This window comes from Oligosphaera ethanolica (assembly GCF_030814695.1).
GTDB classification, from domain to species: Bacteria; Verrucomicrobiota; Lentisphaeria; order Oligosphaerales; family Oligosphaeraceae; genus Oligosphaera; species Oligosphaera ethanolica.
Genome location: NZ_JAUSVL010000001.1, coordinates 4341360 through 4366260 on the forward strand (window position 1 = coordinate 4341360; position 24901 = coordinate 4366260).

Annotated in this window: 32 protein-coding genes and 1 tRNA gene; 28 read left to right on the forward strand and 5 right to left on the reverse strand. The window is 56.4% G+C overall.

Going from position 1 to position 24901, the window contains the following annotated elements:
- Nucleotides 1-163: 163 nt before the first annotated feature.
- Nucleotides 164-790 carry a hypothetical protein gene (locus tag J3R75_RS15215; protein WP_307263224.1) on the reverse strand — a complete coding sequence of 209 codons (627 nt, stop codon included), beginning with the start codon at nt 788-790 and terminating at the stop codon, nt 164-166.
- Nucleotides 783-2174, reverse strand: coding sequence for a DNA modification methylase (locus tag J3R75_RS15220; RefSeq protein ID WP_307263226.1), 1392 nt, complete (start codon nt 2172-2174; stop codon nt 783-785). The genes J3R75_RS15215 and J3R75_RS15220 overlap by 8 nt, the downstream gene beginning before the upstream one ends.
- 1171 nt (nt 2175-3345) lie before the next feature.
- Between J3R75_RS15220 and J3R75_RS15225 the strand changes: the two genes are divergently transcribed.
- The 3 genes from J3R75_RS15225 (at nt 3346) to J3R75_RS15235 (ending at nt 5138) form a co-directional block, all read left to right on the forward strand.
- Complete coding sequence (locus J3R75_RS15225) at nt 3346-4254, forward strand: amidoligase family protein (RefSeq protein ID WP_307263228.1); 909 nt, start codon at nt 3346-3348, stop codon at nt 4252-4254.
- A gap of 163 nt (nt 4255-4417) precedes the next feature.
- Nucleotides 4418-4678 (forward strand): hypothetical protein, encoded by a 261-nt coding sequence (locus J3R75_RS15230; protein WP_307263231.1) that lies wholly within the window; start codon nt 4418-4420, stop codon nt 4676-4678.
- Nucleotides 4679-4745: 67 nt separating this feature from the next.
- Nucleotides 4746-5138: a hypothetical protein gene (locus tag J3R75_RS15235; RefSeq protein WP_307263234.1), complete on the forward strand. Its 393-nt coding sequence runs from the start codon at nt 4746-4748 to the stop codon at nt 5136-5138.
- Nucleotides 5139-6005: 867 nt separating this feature from the next.
- Here J3R75_RS15235 and J3R75_RS15240 read toward each other — a convergent pair.
- Entirely contained in the window at nt 6006-6257 is a 252-nt protein-coding gene (locus J3R75_RS15240; protein WP_307263237.1) for a hypothetical protein, read from the reverse strand.
- 131 nt (nt 6258-6388) lie between these two features.
- Here J3R75_RS15240 and J3R75_RS15245 point away from each other — a divergent pair, with 131 nt between their 5' ends.
- Complete coding sequence (locus tag J3R75_RS15245) at nt 6389-6751, forward strand: hypothetical protein (protein ID WP_307263239.1); 363 nt, start codon at nt 6389-6391, stop codon at nt 6749-6751.
- On the opposite strand, the gene J3R75_RS15250 is transcribed toward J3R75_RS15245, so the two are convergent.
- Together J3R75_RS15250 and J3R75_RS15255 are read right to left on the reverse strand one after the other, a co-directional pair.
- Nucleotides 6748-7164: a hypothetical protein gene (locus J3R75_RS15250; protein WP_307263242.1), complete on the reverse strand. Its 417-nt coding sequence runs from the start codon at nt 7162-7164 to the stop codon at nt 6748-6750. The genes J3R75_RS15245 and J3R75_RS15250 overlap by 4 nt on opposite strands.
- Before the next feature lie 16 nt (nt 7165-7180).
- The gene (locus J3R75_RS15255) at nt 7181-7723 is read right to left on the reverse strand and encodes a S24 family peptidase (protein ID WP_307263245.1); all 543 of its coding nucleotides are present in this window, start codon (nt 7721-7723) and stop codon (nt 7181-7183) included.
- A 344-nt stretch (nt 7724-8067) separates the two neighbouring features.
- Between J3R75_RS15255 and J3R75_RS15260 the strand changes: the two genes are divergently transcribed.
- The 24 genes from J3R75_RS15260 (at nt 8068) to J3R75_RS15375 (ending at nt 24900) form a co-directional block, all read left to right on the forward strand.
- Nucleotides 8068-8211, forward strand: coding sequence for a hypothetical protein (locus J3R75_RS15260; RefSeq protein WP_307263247.1), 144 nt, complete (start codon nt 8068-8070; stop codon nt 8209-8211).
- Nucleotides 8212-8241: 30 nt separating this feature from the next.
- A complete protein-coding gene (locus J3R75_RS15265) occupies nt 8242-8994 on the forward strand; it encodes a phage antirepressor N-terminal domain-containing protein (protein WP_307263249.1) in 753 nt (250 codons plus the stop codon).
- A gap of 29 nt (nt 8995-9023) precedes the next feature.
- A complete protein-coding gene (locus J3R75_RS15270; protein WP_307263251.1) occupies nt 9024-9413 on the forward strand; it encodes a hypothetical protein in 390 nt (129 codons plus the stop codon).
- Between the two features lie 27 nt (nt 9414-9440).
- Nucleotides 9441-10265 (forward strand): hypothetical protein, encoded by an 825-nt coding sequence (locus tag J3R75_RS15275; RefSeq protein ID WP_307263253.1) that lies wholly within the window; start codon nt 9441-9443, stop codon nt 10263-10265.
- Nucleotides 10266-10282: 17 nt separating this feature from the next.
- Nucleotides 10283-10561: a hypothetical protein gene (locus J3R75_RS15280; protein ID WP_307263255.1), complete on the forward strand. Its 279-nt coding sequence runs from the start codon at nt 10283-10285 to the stop codon at nt 10559-10561.
- A gap of 24 nt (nt 10562-10585) precedes the next feature.
- A complete protein-coding gene (locus tag J3R75_RS15285; protein WP_307263258.1) occupies nt 10586-12199 on the forward strand; it encodes a hypothetical protein in 1614 nt (537 codons plus the stop codon).
- A 1-nt stretch (nt 12200) separates the two neighbouring features.
- The gene (locus J3R75_RS15290) at nt 12201-12569 is read left to right on the forward strand and encodes a hypothetical protein (protein ID WP_307263261.1); all 369 of its coding nucleotides are present in this window, start codon (nt 12201-12203) and stop codon (nt 12567-12569) included.
- Complete coding sequence (locus tag J3R75_RS15295) at nt 12559-13509, forward strand: hypothetical protein (RefSeq protein ID WP_307263263.1); 951 nt, start codon at nt 12559-12561, stop codon at nt 13507-13509. Before J3R75_RS15290 ends, J3R75_RS15295 begins: the two co-directional genes overlap by 11 nt.
- 2 nt (nt 13510-13511) lie before the next feature.
- Complete coding sequence (locus J3R75_RS15300; protein ID WP_307263266.1) at nt 13512-14165, forward strand: hypothetical protein; 654 nt, start codon at nt 13512-13514, stop codon at nt 14163-14165.
- 41 nt (nt 14166-14206) lie between these two features.
- A complete protein-coding gene (locus J3R75_RS15305; RefSeq protein ID WP_307263269.1) occupies nt 14207-15007 on the forward strand; it encodes a hypothetical protein in 801 nt (266 codons plus the stop codon).
- Nucleotides 15007-15486 (forward strand): ERCC4 domain-containing protein, encoded by a 480-nt coding sequence (locus J3R75_RS15310; protein ID WP_307263272.1) that lies wholly within the window; start codon nt 15007-15009, stop codon nt 15484-15486. Before J3R75_RS15305 ends, J3R75_RS15310 begins: the two co-directional genes overlap by 1 nt.
- 310 nt (nt 15487-15796) lie before the next feature.
- A complete protein-coding gene (locus J3R75_RS15315) occupies nt 15797-16252 on the forward strand; it encodes a hypothetical protein (RefSeq protein ID WP_307263274.1) in 456 nt (151 codons plus the stop codon).
- Entirely contained in the window at nt 16249-16500 is a 252-nt protein-coding gene (locus J3R75_RS15320; protein WP_307263275.1) for a hypothetical protein, read from the forward strand. The genes J3R75_RS15315 and J3R75_RS15320 overlap by 4 nt, the downstream gene beginning before the upstream one ends.
- A complete protein-coding gene (locus tag J3R75_RS15325; protein ID WP_307263277.1) occupies nt 16497-16712 on the forward strand; it encodes a hypothetical protein in 216 nt (71 codons plus the stop codon). The genes J3R75_RS15320 and J3R75_RS15325 overlap by 4 nt, the downstream gene beginning before the upstream one ends.
- A gap of 2 nt (nt 16713-16714) precedes the next feature.
- A complete protein-coding gene (locus J3R75_RS15330; RefSeq protein ID WP_307263278.1) occupies nt 16715-17158 on the forward strand; it encodes an AAA family ATPase in 444 nt (147 codons plus the stop codon).
- A gap of 37 nt (nt 17159-17195) precedes the next feature.
- Entirely contained in the window at nt 17196-17402 is a 207-nt protein-coding gene (locus J3R75_RS15335; RefSeq protein ID WP_307263281.1) for a hypothetical protein, read from the forward strand.
- Nucleotides 17399-17776: a hypothetical protein gene (locus J3R75_RS15340; protein WP_307263283.1), complete on the forward strand. Its 378-nt coding sequence runs from the start codon at nt 17399-17401 to the stop codon at nt 17774-17776. Before J3R75_RS15335 ends, J3R75_RS15340 begins: the two co-directional genes overlap by 4 nt.
- Nucleotides 17773-18138, forward strand: a complete 366-nt coding sequence (locus J3R75_RS15345) for a hypothetical protein (RefSeq protein WP_307263285.1) — start codon at nt 17773-17775, stop codon at nt 18136-18138. The genes J3R75_RS15340 and J3R75_RS15345 overlap by 4 nt, the downstream gene beginning before the upstream one ends.
- A 177-nt stretch (nt 18139-18315) precedes the next feature.
- Complete coding sequence (locus J3R75_RS15350; protein ID WP_307263288.1) at nt 18316-19371, forward strand: helix-hairpin-helix domain-containing protein; 1056 nt, start codon at nt 18316-18318, stop codon at nt 19369-19371.
- Nucleotides 19368-20555: an ATP-dependent DNA helicase gene (locus J3R75_RS15355; protein WP_307263291.1), complete on the forward strand. Its 1188-nt coding sequence runs from the start codon at nt 19368-19370 to the stop codon at nt 20553-20555. Before J3R75_RS15350 ends, J3R75_RS15355 begins: the two co-directional genes overlap by 4 nt.
- Nucleotides 20556-20563: 8 nt before the next feature.
- A complete protein-coding gene (locus J3R75_RS15360) occupies nt 20564-23089 on the forward strand; it encodes a hypothetical protein (protein WP_307263294.1) in 2526 nt (841 codons plus the stop codon).
- Nucleotides 23061-23849 (forward strand): hypothetical protein, encoded by a 789-nt coding sequence (locus J3R75_RS15365; RefSeq protein WP_307263297.1) that lies wholly within the window; start codon nt 23061-23063, stop codon nt 23847-23849. The genes J3R75_RS15360 and J3R75_RS15365 overlap by 29 nt, the downstream gene beginning before the upstream one ends.
- A gap of 79 nt (nt 23850-23928) precedes the next feature.
- Nucleotides 23929-24001: transfer RNA gene (locus tag J3R75_RS15370), tRNA-Lys, on the forward strand.
- 299 nt (nt 24002-24300) lie between these two features.
- The gene (locus J3R75_RS15375) at nt 24301-24900 is read left to right on the forward strand and encodes a tryptophan transporter (protein WP_307263300.1); all 600 of its coding nucleotides are present in this window, start codon (nt 24301-24303) and stop codon (nt 24898-24900) included.
- The last annotated feature ends 1 nt before the right edge of the window (nt 24901 follow it).

Below are 24901 nucleotides of genomic sequence, written 5' to 3' on the forward strand. Positions count from 1 at the left end.
AGCCATGCAGCATAGTGAATCAGGTTGATGGTGCCATCATCGTTCACAGGAGCCCCTTTGGAAATGTCAGACTCCAGCGTGTCCCTCGATATTGTCGATGAGCCCACCTTAACCAGCAGTTCTACCAACTGTTCCTTTGTTAGTGCTACAAGATTTATACGCTTCAACGCCATTCCTCCTTGTCGAAAGAGACGATCCCGTTGTAAAACTCGAAGTAAAAGTCGGCCAGACGCCTATCTATCGTGACGACCGTTTGTTCCGTCCGTGGGTTCGTGTTGATGTTCGCGCTCGACTCAATCGCAAATGCGAATTTCTCCCCGTAGCCAGCCATGACCTTGCTGTGATTGCGAAACACGGCGACGCGGCCGCCAGTGTCCTTGCACACCTCGCAGATTTCAGCGTATTCGTCAGGGTACGATCCAGGGAAAATTTCGCCAACGTAAAAGCTCAGCTCGCCAATTCGGCCGAGCATGATCTGCCGGTGAAACTCTTGGACATCTAGCTTTGCCATGCACCAGGTCGAACACAGCAGCTTCTTGACGCGTTGCATGCGGAGAATCCACATCAGGAAGCTGAAGCTGTCGACGTCGCCGCCGCTGATGAAGTGGTAGCTCGCCCCCAGTTCAATCTCCCTGGGCATGATTTCCTCGAGCATCCGTTCGCTGGTCAGCCGGTGGAACAGATGTCGGTTGTGAATCTTGATTACCTGGGATTCGATCTTCTGGTCTGAGTCCTCGATCTGGTTAATCAATTCTGGGAGGGTGAACTCCGCCTGGAATTCGTCAGTCATGCTTGCTGTCCTCCGCCGGCGTGAGCTTCTCCCAGGCGCAGCCTACGCCGTGAATAAACTCCGCGTATCGTTTCCAGATTACATCAGCGTAGCGTTCGTCTAGCTCCATCAGGAAAGCCTTCCGGCCGGTCTGCTCGGCCGCTATCAAGGTCGAGCCGCTTCCGCCGAAGGTGTCCATTATGATGTCGCCGCGCTGGCACGAGTGCTTGAGCAGCCGAATCAGCAGCTCGACCGGCTTCATGGTTGGGTGGACGTCATTTCGAATTGGGCGAGGGTGCTCGATGACCGTTGTGGGCTCTTCCTCGCACACCGCGTCGGCCGGAATGCTGTAAATGTGATTCCTGACCTTCAGTTGCCAGCGACCGTCGTCGCGCTTCACGAAGGGCTGATCTGGGACGTCTACGACCGTTGACTGCTTGCGGTCGCTGAACCAGCTATGCGACGCACCGTCCTTCCACCCATAGATGATCGGCTCATGCGCGTAGTGATAGTCTTGGCGGCTCATCACAAAGCCGTTTTTCACCCAGACAAGAATCTGCCGCATGGCCATCCCGGTTGCAGCCAGCGAGGTGAGAAATGAAACCGAGGTGCTCGTCGAATGAAAAATGTAAAAACTCGCTCCCGGCTTGAGAATGAGTGCCACCAGGCCGAATGCGCGCCGGAGGAAGTCGTCAAACTCGGACGTCTTCATGTTATCGTTTTTGATCTTCAGACCGTGCTCGCCCTCGTAGGCCACGTTGTAGGGCGGGTCGGTCAACCACAGATCCGCTTCTTGCCCGTTCATAAGCTTGATGAGGTCGTCCTTCTCCGTTGCGTCCCCACACATGAGTCGGTGGCGTCCGAGGATGTACACCTCGCCTCGCTTGCTGACCGGCTCCTGCGGCGTCTCGGGGATGTCATCAGGATTAGTCTTCCCTTGTTTGACAGGGTCCTTCTCGCCGAAGATTTGATTAAGCTCTAGCTCGCTGAAGCCGAACTCCTCAATTGAAAAATTCAGCTGTTCGAGGTCCTCAACTTCCAAGCCCAGGAGCTCAAGGTCCCAACGCGACAGCTCGCTGGTCCTGTTGTCGGCCAGGCGAAGGGCTTTGACCTGCTCCGGGGAGAGGTCCGCCGCCACATGGACCGGGACCATTGCCAGTCCGAGTTTCTGGGCCGCCTTCAGCCGCGTGTGACCGCAGATGATTACGTTGTCCTTGTCCACTACGATTGGCGACCGAAAGCCAAACTCTGAAATGCTTTTGGCCACCGGGCCAATCGCGTCGTCATTGACTCGCGGGTTTTTGTCATAGGGGCGAAGGTTGCCGATTGGCATCTGGATTATTTTCAGTCCCTGGGCCCTGTCGTCATCGCTTGTTGTTAATATTTCGATTGTCGAATTTTTCATGATATGAACCTTCTAAAATAAAAACCGTCCGCAAAAAGAAAGTGTGTGGACCCTCAGCGCTCCTCCGCGTGCCCAAGGCGCGCCCCGGCCCCGCCGGGAGGACCCAAACCCCCCCCCTAGACGACCCCCTTGGGCCACGTCCAAGAGGCTATCCGAGCCCCCAAACGGCCCCGCATTCGCGTTTTATGGCGATTAGCCGGGCAGCTTGCAGCTTTCGATAGAAGATGGCTACAATCGCTTGTTTTCGGCCGCTGTGAACGCCCCGCGCTGAGCTGCAGGCGACCGGCCGCCGACGAGCTGAGAAGGCCCAGGGGCAGGCGGGCCTCTCTCTATTTATACTCCGACGCTTTTTTAGCCTGGGGCAGGCACGATCGCTGCTCTGAACGTGGCGTTGACGGCGTGCCGGCCTGGAGTGAAAGAGAAGGAAAGAATCGTTTGGCGCTGGCGTTTTTGCCCATTTTTTTGACCAAATAAAAAAGTGGTCACGCAACTTGTTTATATTTGGTCAGTTATGGCTCGGATTCGTTTTTGCCCAGAAGATTTTCCCTTTAAAGGGTAGACGCATATTTAGAAAATTAGAGGGCTAGGCATGAGATAGTAATAATTACTAATAAAAATGGGCATGTACTTTCTAGGACTATATACTATGCTTAATGTATTTGGGCAGTATAGTTAAGTTGTTTATATTGAGGTTTTTATGTGCCCGATTTTTTGCCCATTTTTTAATCTTACTTTGTTAAGTGCTACCAGTTTCTATTTTCATAAGCTACTTGTAATTATGGCTATATCGCATGCTTTTTCCGCCCAACTTAGTTTAGATTAATTCTGGTTGCGTTTCTGGGCGTGTAACTAGCTGACAAATGGTTGTTTGTAGACCAGCCGTATGAAAATGAAGAAGAAAGCAAGTTTCAGGCGCGAAAAGCCGCTAAGAGCTTCCGTTTTCGTTTAATGTGATTGCATTCAATGCAACTCTTGCATAGCGTCCGTCCAATTTTTCTACTCATTTTTCTATAACTTTTTTCTTTTTTTATCGTTAATAAATACTTGTAAACGACACTAAAAGCTGTAATGTATAGGTGTTGGCGGAAAAGCCCAGGCCGCCAGCCCCGGGGACCGATCGGTCGAGGGTTTCAGCAGGGCAAGGCTCCGCGAGTAAATAGGGGACGTTCCCATGTCAGTTCTGGAAAGCATTCAGTCCATCACCTTCGGCACCGAGCTTGAATACACCGGTATCACGCGGCGTGCGGCCGCCATAGCCATCTTCAACGTCCTTGGCGGCAATGTGCGCCACGTTGGCGGCGCCTACGATACTTGGACGGTGTTCGCTCCGGACGGCCGCGAATGGAATGTGGTCAGCGATGCCAGCCTGGGCGATCGTGGCAACAGCGCCGAAGTCGTCACGCCGATTCTCCGGTATGCTGACATGGCGACCCTGCAGAACGTCGTGCGCGCGCTCCGCAAGGCTGGCGCGCAGACCCCGGCGTGCACCAGCCAGCACGTGCACATCGGCGTCGTCGACTGGGCACCCCGGCAGATAGCCAATCTCGCGCGCATTTATTACAAGCAGGAGGCGCTCATCCTTCGGGCGGTCGGCACCCTGCAGGAGCGCTTGGAACGCTACACGAGGCCGGTCGACCGCGAGTTTATCGCCCGTCTCGAGGCCATGAAACCCACCACGCGTGAGGAGCTTAACGTCGCCTGGTTCGGCTACGCGAATCCGTCGCCGACGCACTACGACAGCCATCGCTACCGTGGGCTCAATCTGAACAACGTGTGGCGGACCGGCACCGTAGAATTCCGCGTGTTCAATGGCACGAGCCACGCGGGCGTCGTCAGAACGAACATTCTGTTCTGCTTGACTCTGGCCGCCATGGCTCTTTCGGCCAAGTGCGCCAGCTCGAAGGCACCGCGCGAATACTCGGCCGCCAGCGCGCGCTACGACATGCGCGTGTTCCTGCTCCGCCTCGGGTGGATCGGTGCGGAATTTAAAAACCCCAGAATGCACCTTCTGGGGAATCTTCCGGGTAGCGCGGCCTGGAAAAACGGCCGGCGGGACGCGGTACCTGGCCAGGTGGGCTAAATTATCGCACGAGAGGCGGGAGTCGAACCCGCCTCTTATAGTGGGGGCGGGATTTGAACCCGCCTCGAGCACCATGTGGGTTGCGTGTTCTTTTGCTGCAAAAACTGAATTTTACATGGTTGTTTACGGCGTGCAATAGCATTTATCTGAAAGGCGGTGCTAGATGGTTATTCGTGTGCATGAAGCTGATTCAAATGGTCCTATAGCTGGTTCCGGCGAGGTGTTTCGCGGTGGTGCTCTGGACGTCGTTCAGGGCATGAAGCTTAACCCCTTCAATGCCAGCCTGGGACCGGTCGAGTATATGCGGAAAACGCTCAAGGCGATCGGGCAGGACGCCGTGGTGCTGCCGGAGGATGCCAATGCGGCATCGGCCGTGTTTATCGGCGTGCTGATCAAATCTGGCTATGCAACGCTGGTTGACTGAGACTGTCGGGGGTCTGGTGATGCTGGCGAGGCAATGTATGGCGCCGTGATGCGCAGGAGGTTATGCTATGAGCGATGAGGCGATAGACATCAGTAAACTTGCGGCGGCTCTTGGACGCCGTGGCGGGAAGGCGAAAACCGAGAAGAAGGTCGCGTCGTCCCGGGAAAACGTCAAGAAGGCCAGGGAGGCTAAAACGCCCGGAAAGCAGTCCAAGGTGGCGGCTGCGGTCAACGCGAAACGCTGGGCAATTGTGATCACCGAGGACCGCGAGCGCGGGCGGCTGCTGTGGGGGGAGGCGGCTTTGCCTGGTGACGCGGTTATCGTTGGCACGGTTGAGCGTGACCGTAAATGCGGCGCGCTTCTGAAGCTACCTGGCGATCAGTGGGCAATGGGAACGGCCGGCGTGATTAAGCGACTGCCGGCTGAGAAGGTCGCTGCGGTTTTCCGTAGAAGCATATAATGTTAGGAAGGGGCTTGTCCTGGACGTGATCGTAACAGCGGCGTCCCTGCAACAACCCTCCATCGGCCGCCAAGCGCACAGAATTTCTCTTGGCCAATATCCGCATAAAACCCTCGAAAACGCACGTGTTCAGGGCGTTGCCTCGCTAATCACAAGTGTTGTTTGAATTTGGCGAATGATGACCGTACGCCCATTTCCACCCATGCCATGATTCAACCTGGTTCATCACGCCAGGTCGAAGTTTGCCAAGGGCGAACGACGCCAGAGGGCCTGGGTTATGCCGGCCGGAAAGCTGCAGTTCTTCTGCGGTGAAAAGTCCAGGGTGTTGCCTGATAAAATGCCGCAAGTTTCTGAATTGGTATAAGGTTCCGTCTGGGGCGAGCAGGGACCAGTCTCGGGCGTTAACATGCCGTTCGTCTGGCTGAAGCAAGGGTGACGCCGCGATGCCGCGCATCATGGCTTCATAATCTGGATTTGCTGACTTCCTGTGAGCCCACGTGGTGCATTCTTTGCGTCGGCAGGTCACTCTTTTGTTGCTGGGCGAGTCTGCAAACTCGCGGCCACAGCACACGCACCTTTTGGTATTCTTTGGGCGCAGCGCCAGCGCTTGCAGGCGGAACTTCTCTGAATGGCATTCTGGAGAGCAGGTTACCGTATTGTCACTGGGTGGGCATTGGAACTCGCGGCCACAGATATCGCAGGTCTTCATGTTCCGCCGGTTTACCCAGCGCGCGGTCATGACCTGGCTTTTCCTGATCATTTTGCAGGCTTCTGCCCCGCAGGTCACGCAGTGATTCCTGGGGGTGAACTCCTTGCCACAGATGATGCACGTGCTTGTTGGCATGTCAGTCTATGCTCATGTGTGCACTACTCTTCGCCGAGTTGCAGTCGCAGGAACTTCTCCACCTCTTCTTGGGTGGTCTGCTCCCCCTCGTATATTTCCCGCGACAGTACGAAGTCGAAAACGTGCTCGGCGGCCTCGTTGAAGTGCCGTTCGGCACTCTCCATGCTTTCCCGCTTGTCTGCGAAAATACCTTCTGACCATCGATAATACCACAGGTTCTTGACGATGGTCGGCTTGGCCTTGGCGATCATTTCTCTGACTTGGTCGTCATCCATTACCCTCTTCCTAGTTGACCCTCTTTCCATCAATGTAGATCAGCGTCTGTTTCGACACCTTGTTGTTGGTGACCTTGCGTATAGTTATTGGGAGTCAGGATGCGGAAGCCAACGAAAAACGGAGAAAAGTCATGGTGCCGAACGCGAAATATGAAAAATTGGTCAGTGTCCTCAGGGAAGAGCTCTATTGTAGAGGGCACTGGTGGCAAAAGGATATGTATCAGGCAATGAAAGCGGGACGGTCGCTTGGTGATTCATATATCGTTGCAGCTGAGTCTTGTAGGCTGTATGATATTATCAAATCTGCAGGCTGCGATGACCTTAATAAATTTAAGCCGCCAGTCTGGGATCACTTTAAGGAATGTTTAGAAAAGCTACTTGCTGATTCAGAAAATCGTTTTTGGAGCATTGAAAAAGAATATCAGCGGCGTTACCCGGAAGACGGCATTGCACCAATTGCCTTCGCTTCAATCTATAAAGGGTGCCGCCTCTAAAACTTGCTCCAGAAGCGTTCCCTGGCTTCCTCCCATTCTCTCGATTTCGGGTAGCCTTGGCAACCATAGAGTGTGCGTAGGATTGGAATGAATTCGGTGGTAAGCGGAGTGTTAGTTGCTTCTGTGAATGCCGCGACGGCATATTTGATCTTCTTGTGTTTGGAGACAGCCTTTAGTGCCTCGCTCCATTGAGTGTAGCTTCTCTTAAACCCCCAATACCGTTCCAGCGGTTCGCGCTCACTGTCGGGAAAGCGGCGAGACTTGTTCTTTTTCATGATAGCCTGTGCGTTTTCAAACGCACCGATGGCTTGATTATCCATTTCGGAAAGCAACTTGCTGGCCTTGTCGATAATGTCGACGAGGCCGTTTCTGTTTATCCCGTCTAAGGCATCTTGAATCTGGAATTGGTCCATTGCGTCCTCCCTTTCCTCACGTCTTCTCGTCCAGGTAGCGTTCCCAGAAGTGGTGCTTGCCGTTGGCGTGCATGGTTTCGCGGAGTTTAATCTCGTCGCGGATGCTGGTGACAACCAGATAGATGCCGCGCACGGCGAAGTGGTCCGATTTTTTGAATTCGAGCTTGCAGCCGTTGTCTTCGTTGATGGAGAGCAGGAGGAAGGTGTCCTTGCGCTCGACGTAGGTCTTGAAGACGACTGATCCGTCGGCCAGGATGGCAATGACGCCGTCACCATTGCGCAGGCGTGCGCCGGGCCGGACAAGGACAATGGTCCCGGCAGGGTACCATGGTTCCATCGAATCGCCGACGACGCGAATGGCAACGTCTCCGGGGCGGCCATTATGGACTGACACGCGCTCCTCGGAGTTGGCGTCGGCGTAATCGGCCATGGGTATGATAGCGGTGTTGCACTCGGCTGCGGCAGCCAAGCTGATGACGGGGTAGGTGGGCAGGGGCTCGGTGACGAACTCCGCGTTGGATTCGCACCGGGTAGGATGTGTCGGTGGATTGTGGGTCATGTAAGGACGCAGTACAGGCTCAAGGCTTTCCCAGTTCGAAGGCCTAATGAACGTTGCAATGCCTGACTTCCACCCTCTGACGGCTGTGTGACTCATTTTCACTGCGCGAGCGAGCTCGCTCATTGAATGCTTCTCAAGGTACTTGTTGATGGCGGCTCTGATTTCAGGTGTAATGTCCATGTCCCACCTCCTTTCTAGATTTTTATTTTATGCGTAGCTACAAGAAGTTACACGAAAAAAAGGCAGTTTCAATTTTTTTTCGTGTTTTTTGATTTGCATGTTAAACATTCAAGGTTTAACTTTCATCTCAGCTTCTCAAAAAGCAGAAAGGAGGAAGCTAGGTGATGCAAAAACAGAAGGAAAGTAGAAAGACGGTCAGTGTCACAATCCCTGCTGAAGTTCACCGTAAACTGGTAGAGGAAAAAAAGAGGACTGGTAAAGCTATTTGGTTCTTAATCAAGGAGGCGGTCGACAAGGTGTTTATCTAATTTTTTTTGCTTTTGATTGAATGTTACGGAATGTTAAACAGCGAGGAGTGGCGTATGTCTAGTGAAATCGAGAAAATTGAGTTTTGCGGGCGCGGGTTGGTTGCGGTGAAAGAAAATGAAACAGTTCTTGTTGCTTTGAAACCGATCTGCGATGCTTTGGAATTGCATTGGTCAACGCAACGGGAAACCATCAAAAACGACCCCGTTCTTGATTCAGTTGTGCGCGAAATCCGCACAACTGGCGCCGACGGGAAGCAGTACGTGATGCTCTGCCTCCCCCTTGACTACCTCAACGGGTGGTTGTTCAAGATCAGCGCGAAGCGCTACACCGGCGCGCGCCGGGACGCCATCGTCCGCTACCAGAAGGAATGTTACCGCGTCCTCGCGGAGCACTTCTCGTCACAATCGCTCAGCAGCGACAAGCCCTCCAAGGCGACGATCCGCCTGCAGACGCCCGAAGAGGTTGCCCGCGAGGTGACCCAAACCGCTAACAGCATCCAACAAGAACTTCAGCGCCGCGCGTGGGAAGAGACCGGCGAGCTTCGCTGTCAGCTGTACTTCTTCGCGATCCAGCGGGGAATTGAAGACGCCGATGAACTCGCCGATCTGGCCCGCACGGCCATGTCGCATCCGGATCGGATGGATTTGTTCAAGGGCGTCACCATGCCGCCGGATTTTCGCCTTTGGCGGTACAGCCACTACCACCCTGCGACGTTCGCCCGGGTGCTGAAGCGGTTCTGCAACAGCCGCGTCCATGGTTCTGGGGCTGAGTCCCTCGGGTGAGGTTAGGCCTGTTGGAGAAGGAGTAGGTCATGTCGCTGTCGCTAGAAGATAACATGTGCTCCCGTTGCGGTTGGCCGGTCGGTCCAGGCGCCTATGTCATCGAGCATGGCGATGATGACGACGGCAGCCGCGCCTGTGAGTTTGTGTGCCGTAAGTGCGCGCTGAAGGATGACAAGCTGAAGGAGATCGCTATGAAGGACCAGAAAAAACTTGATGCGGACAAAAAGAACGCTCTCGACAATCTGATCTATCTGTTCGCAGGCTTGAGCCTGGTGGGCATCGTCGCCTTGATTGTCAAGGGCCTCCGCGCTCTTGGCGACATCGCCATGGTGGCCGTCCTGGCGGCCGTTGGCATCGGCGGCGCGTGCGCGTGGCTCGCGGCGGGTGCCGCATGCCTCAAGTGGGCGATTTTGGGCTGAGGGAAACAACAAAAGGAGAAGAAGACAATGATAAGAATCACCCCGCAACCATTACCGACCGGAACAAACGACGTATTCGTCGTAACAGAGGAGGTCACGCGGAAACGCGCCGAGATGATGCTGGCGTCGTCGCCTGGAAATCGCAAATGCACCCGCGTGGACGTGTATGTAAAACAGATGAGGGAAGGCAAGTGGAAGCTCGTTCCCGATTGTATTGGCATCGACGAAGAAGGTCGATTGCTCAATGGCCATAACCGCCTTGAGGCCGTTATCAAGGCCGATGCCACCGTGAAGATGCTTGTTGCTTACAACATCAAACGCGCAGACATGGCGATGATCGACATAGGGAAAATGCGCACCCCGGGCGACATCCTCGCATTCGCCTTCGACAATATCGACAACTACAACAACATCGCGGCTACTGTTCGGCTTCTCGTTCCGTACTATCGCAACAACTGCGAAGGGTTGTCAGCTCGCGATACGCGCCTGGTGACGGGCGCTGACATCGCCGATTTTGTCGCCGCAAATCAAGACGAAATCGTTGCCCTGAGATTTCCGCATCGGATTCCTTTCTCGCCTTCCGCAATCATGGCCGCGTGCTTTGTTTTTAACCGCATTGACGTCTTTGATTCAGGACAGTTTATGGAATGCCTGAAAAACAGCTACAACCCTTACGATGGTTTCCCGATAAAGACGCTGGAAAAAGCACTTGTTAACCTTGGCGCGCGTAATGACAACAACCGCATCGCCGCGTTCGCCAAGGCCATCAAGGCTTGGAACTTCTGGCGGCAGAACAAGGCATGCAAACAGCTTAAATGGCTGGATTCGGAGCCATTTCCCAAGCCAATTTGATTTTCGGGAGGTGCGTAATGCGGGAATGTCCTGATTACATCGTCGAGGGTATCTCGGTCCTTGTCGGGCCGCACATCGGCCGCCGTCCCGAGGAAAGCGAAGTCCGGCGCCTGTTGGACCAGCTCCGCAGCGGCAAGCCGGCAACGCTCAGCACATGGGCGAACCGGTACGGAATCAAGACCGGTACTCTGCGCGCCCGGCTGCGTAAGGCCAGCATCGAGCCCTGCGGCATGGAGGCCAATCGTGAGCTCTACTCGGCGGCTCAAATTGCCGAGGTGTGTCCGTCGGTGTCTTGAATCAAAGAGTAGGAGGCTTGTTCAATGAATTTTTTCGATGAGGACTTGATTGCCCCGTTGGCGGCTGGGATTGAAAAGCGCGTTGGCGGCGCCGTCGCCAAAAATGTGCCGTGGATTTTGCGTGACCTTGAGAAAAACATCGAGGATACCAAGGCCGAGGAAATGGATCTGCCTGTCACTGTGAAACTGCGCGTGGTCGGTGTCAGCGCCAATCGCGTGAAGGTCATCATCGACCAGATTCAATGGGTGCGGAAAATTCAGCGTGTTGAGAAGGGCTTCCAGTCGCTGGACGTCGATCTTGACCAGCCATTGCTTCCTGGCCTTGACGACGAAAGCCAGAGCGCACCGACGGTTGTCTACGATGAAGATCACGATGACATGAAGTCCATCCTTCGCTTCGCCGAGAAGTACAGCAAAAAATTGATGCGCCTGGCCGATCCCACCGACGTCAATTGTCGGGTTCTGCAGGTCTGGAAGGGTGACAGCGGCTGGGAGAACTACCCCGTCGAGACCGTCGAAGAAGTTTACTCAATCATGAATGAACTCGTTGCGGCCGAGGGCGGTTTGGCCTTCGCGAGCGAGGGCGTGTTGCTTCTCGCGGCCTGGGACGTCATTGAGGACGCCGGGCACGTCTTGTATGGGAGGAGCGAAAAGGGCGCGATTTACAATCCCCGTTCAGCTGGGCCGGTTACTCTCGACCAGGATTGCGTCTGCGTGAAGATGCCGTATCACTGCGAGAAGGTTACGCAGCCCGTGGTTGATGCCGAGATTGACCCTCTGGACGAGTTGGAGGTTGGGCCAGATGCTGCCGACATTGCCGAGGTTGATGCCGCCGCTTCTGCCAACGCCGACGCCGCCGATGCGCCCGCTGACCCCGTCGTTGATGCCACCGGGAATTCTGAATCCGTCAACACCGTCGAAAAGCCGAAAGACGAAAAATGGGAAGCGTTGCTGGCTGAAGCGCAAAACGTGATACAGGACTTCCCAACGGTGTCGGAAGACCTGTTGCAGCGATGCATGAACCAAAGTTTCGCGACAGCTGGTAATCTTTTGGATGACCTTCAGGCTCGCGGCGTCGTTGGGGCGCCACTGCCGCCGTTCGGTCATCGCAATGTTCTCAAACCTGCCGGCGACGCCCAAGTCGCTGCCAATGAAGCCGCCGAAGCGCCTGATGAATCCGATGTGCTCGACGTCCCTGAAACCCTCAGTGACTCTGATGATGAGTGGTGGCGGGCGCGCACAGCCAATGCCAAGAAGCTGCTCGCGGCCGGAATTCCGTCTTGCTGCGTTCTGCCTTCTGGTACAGCCGCTGCAATGTCAGCGACGCTTCTCGATGACTTCATGTGGGAGATACGTAAGTTCCCCACCAAGACCGCCGCAAAGGCCCATGTCGTGAACTTGCGCGTGACTGCTGGCTATGTGGACCCGTCGATTACGTCCAACGATTACGACACCATTAAAGCGGCTGCCTTCGCCATCATCCGCAAGGGGCTTGTGTATTCCGACAAGACGCCTTTCTACACCATCCGCGCCCAGGAGGGCAAGGGGTGGAGTGTCCAGGCGAAGTACCCAACCGAGGCTGAGCGCGACACGGCCTTCGAGAAGTTGCTGAAGGATCAGAATGTGCTCGAAGGATGACATGCGCACACGCAAGGCGTCATCTCTCGATGCTCTCGCCAGCCTGGTGAAAATCGGACTGGCGTCTTCCGAAAGCCAGACCCGTCTGGCGAGTGAGACCATGCGGTGCGCTCGGATCGCGGCGATCATGGCTGTGAAGAGTGGTTTGGTAACGTGGGACGATGTCGACGACATCACCCAGTCAATAACCCTAAAATCCTGGCGGTACCTGCAACGCTGGGAGTCATCAAAAGGAGGATGGTCGACCTATGTGGGAAAGATCGCGCAGTCCGTGATTGGCGATTATGGCCGGCGCAATGGGCGCAGGCAGGATGCGGAGAACGCCTATCGTGACATGAACAGTAGTGAATTAGGAGCTGATGATGAGTGACGAAAACAAAACAACGAGTCTCGAGCGTGTCGTCCCGGCCCAGTCGCCGTGTCGCCAACTGCCCGTGAACTCAATGCAGGACATCGCGGTGGCCGGCGAGCTGATCGCCCGCAGTGGCATGCTCGGTGCGAAGAATCCGGCCGAGGGCTTTTTGATTGCCGCTACCTGCCTGCAGGAGGGGATGAGCTTTCTGAAATTCGGCGAAAAGTATAACGTGATCGCTGGCCGAATAGCGATCAAGGCCGAGGCAATGCTCGCAAAGCTGCTGGAGTTGGGCGGTGACTACAAGGTTCTCGACCGGTCGGCCGACAAGGCCAGCCTGAAGCTGCGGTTCCGTGAGGCTGAGTTTGTCTCCACCATGACTTGGGAAGAGGCGCAGATCGAAAGTTACACACGCGCGAAGGACGGGAAAAGTCTCAAGGACAACTGGAGCACACCCCGGCGCCGCGCTCAGATGCTTTGGGCTCGGGCGGTCAGCGACGGCGTGCGCGTTGTCTGTCCGCTGGCGACCCAGGGCACTTACACGCCTGAAGAGGTCATGGATTTTGACGATCCGCGCCCCGTCAGCCAAGTAGGTGAGGTGATTGATCTGCCTGCGGTCGCTCCGACTCCAGTAGCGGCCTCTGCCGCAGCTCCCGCGCCGCAGCCTGAGTCTGCGCCCGCAACGATGGCGGCGACGCCACGCCAATCGCAGCCATCGGCGGCAACCAAGGCCGCATCCATGCAGATGCCGTCCGTCACCGCTGGCACGCCCTTTGACATTCCGCCGGCGCAGCCTGACGTGGATTACAGCATCTGTCGGGCGCCTGGCATCTTCCAGGGCAAACCCTGGCGGGACGTCCCGACCGATCAGCTCAAGCTGGCGCTGAACGTCACAACGCCGAACCTCACGCAGGGCGACCACGCAGTAATCAAACAAATCATCGAGGAAAGGGGCTGATCATGGGCCAGGAGATCATCATCAAAAACATCAACCTCGCGGCGCAGGACTGGATCGAGCTCCGTAACGAGCTGCTGAACCGCTCTGAGGCGATTCGTGTCGTCGTCGATGACCACGATTTTCAAGAGGCGACTGGCTTGGTTTCTCGCCTGAGCAAACAGCGCCGCGAGCTCGAAGAACAGCGCAAGTCCGTAACCTCGCGCATCGATGCCATCAAAAAAGACATCATGGCGCAAGAGAAGGAGCTTGGCGGCGGCATTGAGCAGGAATATTCCCGCCTGCGTGAACTCTGCAGCGCCTACGCCACGCGCCTGGCCGAAGAGCGCGAGGCGGCTGAGCGTGCGCGTCGCGAAGCCGAGGCCGAGCAGGAAATGGCGCAGGAGGCTGCGCAGGCCGCGTTCGGTGCGGATGCCGTGGCTGTCGCGTCGCCCTTCATTCCTCCAGCACCGGATCGTCTCAAGGCGGCCGGTGGCGTGCGGCAGGTCACGCAGTATGTGTTTGAGGTTACCGACCCGACGCTGCTTGATCGGAAGTTCCTGTCTCCCGACGAGAAGAAAATCCGTGCCTTTGTGCAGTATGTGAAAACTCAGGGCATCGCGCCCGAGGCCGTCAATGAACCCGGCTTGAAGATTACGAAAAAAGTCGGGATTAACTGAGTCCAGAATCCGTAAATCGAACGAAGGAAAGGTGTACCATCATGCAGATCAATGAAATCCGTACCGACAAAAACTGGGTTGATTTTGCCATCGCAAACGGCCAGAAGACCATGCAGTTGCTCTCCCAGGCAGAGGGCGCCGAGCAGCGTATGAAAAACGGCGTCAGCCATCTTCCCCGTTTTTCTGCGGAAGGGAATGAAACCGCTCGCGTCATCTATGTCGGCGCCGAGCCGAGCCGCTTCAACGAGGGCGAGGTCGTTTTGTGCATGTATCTCTGGAATGAGGCGTTGAGCCAGGGCGACTGGTGGCGCGGGAGCTTGTCCAGCGACTACATGACCGGCAACAACGCAGGCAAGACGTACATGCAGGGCACGATTGAGTCCCTGGGCAAGGTCGGCTATGATGCCTATGCCGCCGGCGGCTTTGGTGGCCTGCCGCAGCTCATCGGGCAGGAAATCCCGATCTGGGTCAAGCGCACGGAAAAAAATGGCAAGGTTTACTTCAACATTGGCGCCATCGGCAGCAACTTCGAGGTTGCCCCGAGCTTGTCGCTGAACAACATCGGCCTTGGCGCTCCGGGGGCGGCAGCAGCTCCGGCGTTCGGCCAGCCAGCCGCGCCAGCTGCGTCGCAGTCCCAGCCGCAGTTTGCGCAGCCGGCACCCCAGCAGCCCCAGCAGCAGTACCGTCCGGCGCAGCAACCCCAGCAACAGCCTGGTTACGCGCAGCCAGCCGCGCCGCAGCCGGCTTTCGGTCAGCAGCCCGGCCAGCACCAAGCCGCGCAGTCTGCCTTCGGCCCGTCGCCTTACGGACAGTGGGGTGGTGGTAACGGGAGCGGGCTCTGATGCAGTCCATGTTGCGTGAGATGCTGATTATTCAGGATACCCGGGAGCAGCGCCCATGGGTGTTCCCGGAGTACGTCCGCACTAAGGTCGGCACACTCCGCACTGGCGACTATGCGCTCGCTGGCGACGATCGGTTCGCCATCGAGCGCAAATCCCTAGACGACTTCGTCGGCACCATCTTCTCAGGCTGGGGGCGCTTCCTGCGCGAGATCGGCCGGATGGAGGGTGCCGGCTTCGTCGCCCGGGTGATCATCGTCGAGGCAGATTACGAGATGCTGATGATGCGTCAGGGGCCCTCGGGCGAGGTGATTCCGCCGTCGCATCACCACCCGATGATTACGCCGCAGGCTGTTGCCGGGAGGATCGCTGAGTTGACGCTGATGGGTGTGAGCTGCCTGTTTTGTCGCGACGCCGGGCACGCCGCATTGCAGGCCTATTATCTACTGTGCCGGCGGTGGGCACAGATCGCTGTGGGTTGAATGGCGATAGGAGGTGTTGGAGTGAAAAGGAAGAAGATTTTCCTGCGATACCGGAGGGCTACGGAAGGCGAGGGGCGATGTACGGATTGTCGGCACTCGCTAGAGTGCGGTACTATCTGGTGGCCGCAGCTCCGCTGTCAGACGGGATCGGTTGTGATGCCTGTTGTTGACCGTAGCGGTACGTGCGACGGTTGGGAGAAAAAAACGGATACTACGGAGCACTATTACTTATGCCGTTGATGTACTTAGCAAACACGCAAGTACATGCAGCGTGTGGGCGGCAATAAGCGAGGTAAAAGAGGAGACACACATGACCGTGAGCGAGTTGTTAACACACCATTTCGCCGTAATGAGCGACCGGCAGATCGCCAGAAAACTCCTGTCGCTGGCCGCCTTTGTCGGCAAAAACGAAACGGGCCTTGCAAAAGAAAAGAGCATTGCGCTCCTGGTCGTCGCGGCTGCTCGGGTAGAGTCGAAAAAAGAGCGTCTGCGGAAGGACATTGACGATGTGAAACAGCTTGCCAGGAAAATAGCGGCAAATGCAGCTGAAGTCGCGCGCGAAAACCAGCGGCTGCGGCTGCTTAACACGGAAATGATGAATGTGCTTTGCGACAGGTGCGCAGAAGAGTCAGGCGGCGGATCGGATCGGTGCCCGGAATATCGCGCTGATGGTGAATTAGGTAGATGTGTTTATTCCACCCAAGGCTATTGCACTACCAGGGACTTGATAAATAAAGCAATGGCAGAAGGAGTGATAACAAAATGACACTGAAAGAAGCATACAGAATCTTGCGGCGCTACGAAGACTTCCGCATAGGTTTTGACCATCGTTGCGTTTGCGACGCGTTCCCATCCGGGGAGCACCGCGAAGCCGTGCAGCTGATCCTCGCGTCGCGGGGGCTGGGCAAGCCCATTATCAACTGTGCGCAATGCGTGCATCAGGGCGTTGGCATGGTGGCGTGCTGGAAGAAAGTGAAGGGCGAGTGCTCGAAGTTCGAGGAGGTGCATGGATGATCAAACGCCCTCACAACTACTCCGGCGAGTGCGTGAGCTGCACCAACAAGGGCAAGTGCCTGTGGGCGCTGGAGTGTCCGCTGATCGACAGCGACAGTCGCCTGAAATCGCACCGCAAGAAGGGACTCGCTGTGCGGTACCTGTATGGATGCGTCCATTACCGCACGTTCGCATCGGGTAGCATTATAGCGTCGCCAGAGGCAAAGGAGTAACCATGACCAAACCAATTTTGACGATCGTCCGGGGCCTTCCCGGCTCCGGCAAAACGACCTATGCTCGCAAGCTCGCCGCCGAGACCGGCGCGATGCTGATTGAGCCGGACGCGTTGCTAGTGCGCGGCGGGGTGTACTGGTACACGCCGGAACGATACGCAGAAGCAAAAAAATGGAGTTTCGAGCTAGTTATAGACACCACAAACTGTGGCGGGGCGGATGTTGTTTATGCTGATGTGCTACCAAAAAAAGAAGACGTGCAAGGCATTATATCACAATACAAATATGGGAGTTACAACGTACAAGTCACCGTCATTGACATGCCGCTGCTGACCGTCGATGAGTCCATGGCACGCAATAAGCACGCCGTCCGCCGCGAGGACATCGAGCGCATGGCGCGGGAGTGGCAGCCGTGGGAGGGGGGGACTACAAATGCCAGTTATTGACCGTCCATCACACGAAGATAATCAAGTACCGCCTACCATGGCCGAGCTACTGCGTGAGCGCGAGGTCAACGCCGGTCTTGCCAGGTGGATTGACAAAGAGATTTTCAATGTTGCCAACAATCTCAAGTATGGGCCCGGCGAAATAAAGGAATTGGTTGTTGAGCTGCACACGCTGGCTACCGTGAAACAAGCAATGCGTTGCCTATGGGACGGTACAAAAACGAAAGAAGAGGTGGGGAAATGACAAAGCTAAAACACACATCGGGCGAGTTGGCGTTGAAGATTGGTGACGACAACCGGCGGGCTACCATCATCACCGAAGATGGCCGCGAGGTGATGAATATCGAAGTGTCTCATAAAATAATGTCGACAGAGACGTTCGCTAACGCGCTCGCTATGACGGCGGCTGGCAAGATGCTGGAGACGCTGGTTGAGATGTGCCCCGCTGTAAATGGACACGATTACGCCCTTAGCTGCTACTATTTCGGCCCGAAGCTGAGCAACGGCATGTGCGGTTCGGCGCAAAAAGGAACGTGCAAAATCTGGAACGCCATTTGTGCCGCCACTGGGCATTGCAAATCACTGCCGTTCGATGAGCCGCTGGAGGTGAAGCCATGAGTGATAAAAAGTGTGTCAAGTGGACCGGCCATAATTTGCGAGAGGTCATTGACGCCATTGGTTTGCATCCGTCTGCAAGCAAGTTGACATGGGAAGAGTACGAGGCTGTCGTTAAGAATGAAGGCCTTAAGGTGTGCTTCGATGGCACGTGGATCAAGATAGAAATCGGCTATGGCTTGCGCAAAGATGGGGATAATATCCAGGCAATCCGCAAGGGTGGCAGACACTGTGGTTTCTACACCATCGAATGGCTTAGTAATGGAAAATGGAGCAAGATTTTGCACTCTCAACGCAAACGCCACCGGGATGAAGTATTTGAGGCGCTCTGCGATGGCCATAAGCCGCTGGAGGTGGGGAAATGATCTCTAACAGCAAAGCCAGTATCTGCTGCGAATGTGTACACGCCAAACGGCGATTTTTCATGTGGTTCTGCACATGCCCGGAACTTATTGAAGATTACCGGGATGTCATTACGGGTAAAGTTTGCAAGCACATGACCACTTGCCACTCTATCCGCGTCTGGAGGGTCTGCCCGCAGTTTGAAAAGCGCCATTTTGCTCAGCCGATACCAGAAGAACGCCGCAACCCGATACCGCCTTTGCCGCCGCGTTCTTTCGTTCCGCCGAAGGAAACGCCGATGCATCCAGCGCCACCCAGTAAGCGATAATCATGGAAAGAAAAAACGAATGGAAACCATCGAAATCAAGGTGAACGCGGTCCGCTACCCAAAGGAGGACGTCGACCGCAAAAACCGCGCCGAGGGCCAGACCAAGGCATGGTATATCCTCGAGGCTGAATTTGCCGGCGGTCGCGGTTCTCTCACCGCCAAGGGCGACATGATTTTTCGCCCGGCTGTCGGCGAGTACCTGAAGCTGAACGGCGCATGGGCGGTCTACAACGGCCAGCGTGAGTTCAAATTTTCCTCGGCCGAGGTCAATATGCCCGTTGCCGAGCGTGATATGCTCCGCTACGCATGTGAGCTCACTCCGGGGTTCGGTCCGGCCACTGAGGAAGCTGTCTGGGAGCTCAAGGGCGATGACTGGCGTGATATCAAGGCAGGGGACATCAAAGGTTTGACGGAGCAGAAGGTCAGCGCCTTGCGCGAAACCATCGAGACGCTGCGGCTCAAGGAAGCACAGCACCGGAGTATCGCGTGGCTGATGAGCAAGGGTGCCACGCCGGGCATGGCCGTCTCGGCCTGGGGCGCGTGGGGTGCTGACATGGTCGGCATCGTCACTGCCAACTGCTACCGCCTGGCTGAGTTGCCCAATTTCGGCTTTACGTCAGTGGATCGTGAGGTTCGCCAGGCCTTTGGGATCGGCGATAACGACTCGCGCCGCATTGAGGCCGCTATCCACTATTGCATGGGTCTTTTGACCGAGCGTGGCAACACGGCCGTGTCGTGGTTCGAGCTCGATGCCGAGCTCGCGCAGCGTTTGCCTGGGGTGGGCAAGTCGCTAATAATCGACATCATTCACGCCATGTTCGCGGATCAGCGGCTCTATGGGATGCCGGCACGTCAGGCGCTGATCAGCGGCGTCCACTTCCGCGCCGAGAAGGACATTTACGATTTTTGCAAAGGGGCTTCCGCATGACCATTCAACTCGACGACAATCAGCTGGCGGCTGTTGCACACGCCTGTTCTCGCCGCCGACTGGCAGTGATAACCGGCGGCGCCGGTACGGGGAAAACGACCATCATCAAAAATATCACCGAGGCACTCGAGGCGGACCGCGAAACGGTGCACCTGGCCGCCTTCGCGGGCAAGGCCGCAGCCCGGATGCGCGAGGCGACCGGTCACGAGGCGTCAACCATCCACCGGCTGCTTGGATGGAATGGCGACAGATTCACCGCCGGCAGCCTGGACCGCGATAACGTCATCATCGACGAGGCGAGCATGGTCAATTCCGCGCTGATGGCTGAGCTGATCCGCCGCAGCCCGCGTCGGCTGATCCTGGTCGGCGACGAGGCGCAGCTTCCGCCGGTCGGCCCCGGGCAGCCATTCCACGACGTCATCGCGCTCATGCCTGAGTTGGTCCATAATCTGACCACCTGCTACAGGGCGACCGAGGCTGTCTATCGTGCGGCGTTGCTCGTTCGCCAGGGCCAGACGCCCTGTCAGAAGGACCACACGGCGCAGGAGCGATGGGAAATGCGCAACACCGGCGGACCGCGCGAAACTCACGCCTATATCCTACAGATGGCCAAGGCGGGGGAATTCGATTTTCAGCAGGACATCATCTTGTCGCCTCGGAATGACGACGAAACGAGCGGCGCAGCGGCAATTGCGCCATTGAATGCGGACATTGTCGAGATCGTCAATCCACACACCGACGGGGAACGCTTCCGGCCGGGTGACCGCGTGATCAACACGAAAAACAACCCGGACCTCGATATCTGGAACGGTACCACGGCGACTGTTCACTCTGTGGACGGTTCCGGCCGGATGCATATCAGAACGGACTTTCCATGTCGGCCGAATGGGGAAATTGAAGAGACACACGATGTCGAGGTGCCACGGGACTGGGTAAAAAATTTCAAGCTGGCGTATGCATTGACAGTGCATAAATCGCAAGGGTCCCAGTATCGGAAGGTTGTTTTTGTTGTCCTCTCGCGGGACGCCTTCGCGTTACTCGACCGCGCTATGACCTACACCGCTATAACTCGCGCCAGGCAGGAATGCCTCATTCTGGGCGAGCTGTCTGCATTTTCAAACGCCATCCGCCGCGTGACCAACCGGAATACGGTCATGAAGCTCTTGGCAGAAATCATGGGATAGGCAAACCGATGATGAAATACGATCTGGACGAGCTACGCCAACGGGTGTCAGCGCGCGAGGTAGCCGAGCGCGAGCTGGGGGTGACGATATCTGGGACTCGTTGCGTCGCCGTGTGGCGCGGGGGAAAAAACCCAAATGTCGAATTCTACGAGGACGGCTGTTTCCGCGACCACAAGACCGAGGATCACGGCGGGCCCGCGACGTTGCTGTCCATCGCCCGGGGGATATCGCTCGAGGATGCCGCTAACGAGCTGGGCGACCGCTATTGTCCCGATCTGGATCGCACGCAGAAGGCCAATGCGCGCTCACTGACGCCGAAAAAACGCGCGACGCGTGCAATGACGACTGCTGCTGTTGCCGCGCCGGCAAACGCGGAGAAACAAGCCAATCCGGCGGCGTTTCTGCCGGTTGGCCTGGCGGTCTTGCCGTCAGCGCCAGCAAATCGCTATGATGAGTTGATCTCGCAGGGCTTCCTGCGCGTTGCCGATTATCACTACCGTGACGCCGATGGTAACATCATTTATACCGTCGTTCGCTTGGAAAAGGTCGCCAACGGTAGCTGCACGAAGGAATTCCTGCAGAAGACCGAGGCAGGCTGGGGAATCAAGGGCATCAAGCCCATCATGTACAATTTGCCTAATGTGCTGGCGGCCGGCAGGGTGTACGTGGTCGAGGGGGAAAAAGACGCCGACACGCTGAACAGTCGTGGTTTTGTGGCCACCACCTGCAGCGGTGGTGCGGGCAAGTGGCGCGAGGAATTTTCCGAGCTGCTGGCCGGCAAAGATGTTGTCATCCTGGGCGACAACGACGAGAAGGGTTATATCCACATCGAGCGTGTTGCCCAGTCGTTGTGTAAGCGTGCTCGGGCGCTCAAGGTCATCCTTCCGAGCAGGGCAGCCAAGGGGGACGTCACCGACTACTTCCTGAAAAACCACACCAACGCCGATTTCCTGACGATGGTCAACTCTGCGCCGCTCTACCGTCCGTTGCGGCCTGGGATGGTTACGCCGGCGATGCTCCATGACGCCAAGGAACTCAACAAGACGCCATTCAAAAACTTTCGGGTGGTCAAGGTCGGCGACCAGATCAATCATGAGCCCGTCGGCATCCAGGAGATGCTTGTGGACTCGTCGCGCCGCCTGCTGGGTTATCCGTATCGCCTTGGCTCAACGACCCTTTTTGATCACGACAAGGACAGTCGGGAAATTTACGAGATCACCTCGCCGGACAAATTCTTCGAGTGGCTCCAGCGCAAAACGAAGCAAAACTATCAATGGAAAAACGGGACCGGCCTGGTCGTTAAGCGCGAGTTCTACGAGTCTGTCTTCGCCACAGCGCGGCGTTTTGAGGCCATCAGCGACGTGCCTGGCTATCCTGAGAATCCTGACGTCTACTACACTTTCAGCGATTTGCCTGAGCCGTCGCCGAATCACGAGGTGTTCGAGAAGTTCCTCGACTTCTTTTGCCCAGCCTTTCCCTGGCAGCGGCCGATGCTGCGGTGCTTCTTCGCGGCGCCGATCTGGTACCGACGGAACTGCTCGCGTCCCAGTTGGGTGATTGACTCCGTGGCTGGCACCAAGGTCGGTAAAACAACCCTGGTGGAAACCCTGGCCGATCTCTACAGGTGCTCTCCCATCCGCATGAGCCGGCGGGATATCGATAACCATCCCGAGGAAATCATCAAGCGCCTGATTTCGTCCAGCGGCCGCAAGTCAAAAATTGCCCTGATTGACAACGTCCAGGGTGAGTTTCACAATGAGGTCCTGGCGGACTGGATTACTGCCCGGATGCTCAGCGGTCGTGCCCCATATTCCGCTGGCGAGGAGCAGCGCCCCAATGACATCACGTGGGTTATCACCTCAAATGGCGCACGCCTGGACACCGACCTGTCCGGCCGGAGCTTCTTCGTGTCCCTGCAGCGGCCGGAGCACAACCTGGGCCGGTGGAACGACATGGTGAATTCTTACATCACGGACAACCGCATGCAAATCTTCGCCGATATCCTGGACATCCTGGAAAAACATCAGCCATTTGAAATCCCGCCTGCTACCCGCCACGCTGAGTTCGAGCGTGAGGTGCTGCAGGCTATGTGCTTCGACGAAACCACATATACGACCATCGTTGAGCACATGCGCGACTCGCGCGAAACGGCAAACGTGGAGCTGGACGAGTGCTACCAGATTATCGACTCCGTCCGGGCGGCCCTTGCGGAAATACCCGGCATCAATCCTGCGGAGGATTGCGTGTGGATTTATTCCGACCTGTTCAAGAATTGGACCAAGGACATCCTCGAACGCCGGGTGACCTGCCAGGACTGCAGGAACTTCGCCCGGGAGGGCATGACCCCCCACTTCGACAAGATTCTGGATCGGTTCCCCAGGTCCACCATGAACAGCCTGCGGCGCTCGGGCATTATGTGGGTAGGGGAGCAGGCGGATCGCCAAAAGGCAAAAATCGTAGGCTTCCTCAATCGCGGGAAACCAGTCATAAAGGGAGAGGCAAGGTATGAAGAAGGCAAAGCACCCACAGCTTGATACGGACGTTGAACTGTTATTCAACGAGGAAACACACGAGTATCGCATGTCAGCGGGCTATGACTGGCAATTCTCGGACCCGTTGCCGTCGGTCACGCAGTTTGTCGGGCACTATCTGCCCAAGTTCGACGCGGAGGCGATGGCCGGCAAGACGGCCGCAAAGCACGGCGTGTCGAAGGAGGCTGTACTCGCCGAGTGGGAAGCAAAGCGTGACGCATCGTGCATCCTCGGGACTCGGGTCCACGAGAATCAGGAGGCCCTGATGAACGCATCGGGACCGCCACATCGGCCGGTGGATGAACGTGAGCACGCCATCATGCAGTCCGGCTGGCTGGCGTTCCAGGACATCCTCGCCCATGGCTGGGAGCCCTACGCTGCCGAGAAGATGGTTTTTAGCGGCTTCTTGCGTCTTGCTGGCACGGTTGACGCCATGTTCATTCGCGGCCGTGAGGTCATGGTCTGCGACTGGAAGACGAACGAGAAAATTCAGCAACGCAACGCCTACGGGACAAAGTGTCTCGATCCCATCGCCCACCTTGATGATTGTGAATTTGTGAAGTATGCCTTGCAGCTCAACCTTTACGAGCGCATATTGAAACGAGACGCCTATATTCCGGGACATATGTCCACGCGGATGAACATTATCCATCTGCGCCCGGACGGCCACCAGGTAATTCCCGTGCCGCGTCTGCTTGAGGCCGAGGTGCTCTTGGCAGATTATCTGGCGGCTGACTGGACGCGTGAGCCGCCGCCGTTCTAGGCTGTTTTTGCCGCATGCCCCGCGTGTTGAACGGCTGTAAATGGTATTGGCGAAATTATCACAGTCACGACACAACAAGGCCGTTTTTTGAGTCTAAAGAATGCTGACTCTTAATCAGTTGGTCGACGGTTCGAATCCGCCCGAGGGCACCATCTTCCTAAGCTCCTGAACCAGCACCGGTTCAGGAGCTTTATTCTTATCCTCCCGATATTCCCTCCTCGCTGCGGCCCGCTGCGGCCCGTTATATTTTTGTTTCGATGTAGCGAAATGGCTTGACAAATTTGCATGCAGCGTTACTGTAGGTGTTGTCATGCCTGCTGGGCATGGTTTTTTTTGCCCCGCTGTGTTCTAATCGACTAGAACAAAAAGATCAGCGGCGGCGTTGGGCGTAGAAAGCAATGTATATGAGGCAATCATCCTGGCGCGGAAGCGCTGGAGAAGGGTCGGGACAATGGGTACGCAGGCGGAGACAGTGGCGGCGGACGCGGCGGTGATGGGCAAGCGGGAGGTCGTGGTGAAAGCGCGGCATGGCCTGAGCATATCGGATATGCTATTGATTGGCGTGTTGTTGGCGGCGGGCGCGGTGTTGAAGTTCTTTGTTGGCTCGGTGATTAACTTTGGCATGAAGCCGAATTTCATCATTGCGATGTATTGCCTGGCGCTGTTGTTGATTCGGCCGCGTTTACATGAAGCGCTGATCATCGGACTTTTGGCTGGCGCGGTGTGTCAGTTTTTTCCAGGTCAGCCCTACATCAATTTTGCGAGCGAGGCGGTTGGGGCGGTAGCGATGGTCTTGTTGCTGAAGATCCCGATGCGCGTTGGCAAGGTGTCGGCGGCGCCGGTGGTCTGTACCTTTTTAAGTACACTTTGCAGTGGTTTCACCTTTGTCGGCGTGATGTATCTGATGTATTTTAGTGGGGCTGACATCAAGCCGACGCCGCTGGCGGCCTTTTTGGCCATTATTTGGGGGACGGCGCTGATCAACGCGATTATCGTGCAGATGTTGTATGTGCCGATGAAACTGGCACTGAAGGGTCGGCAGGGGGCATAAA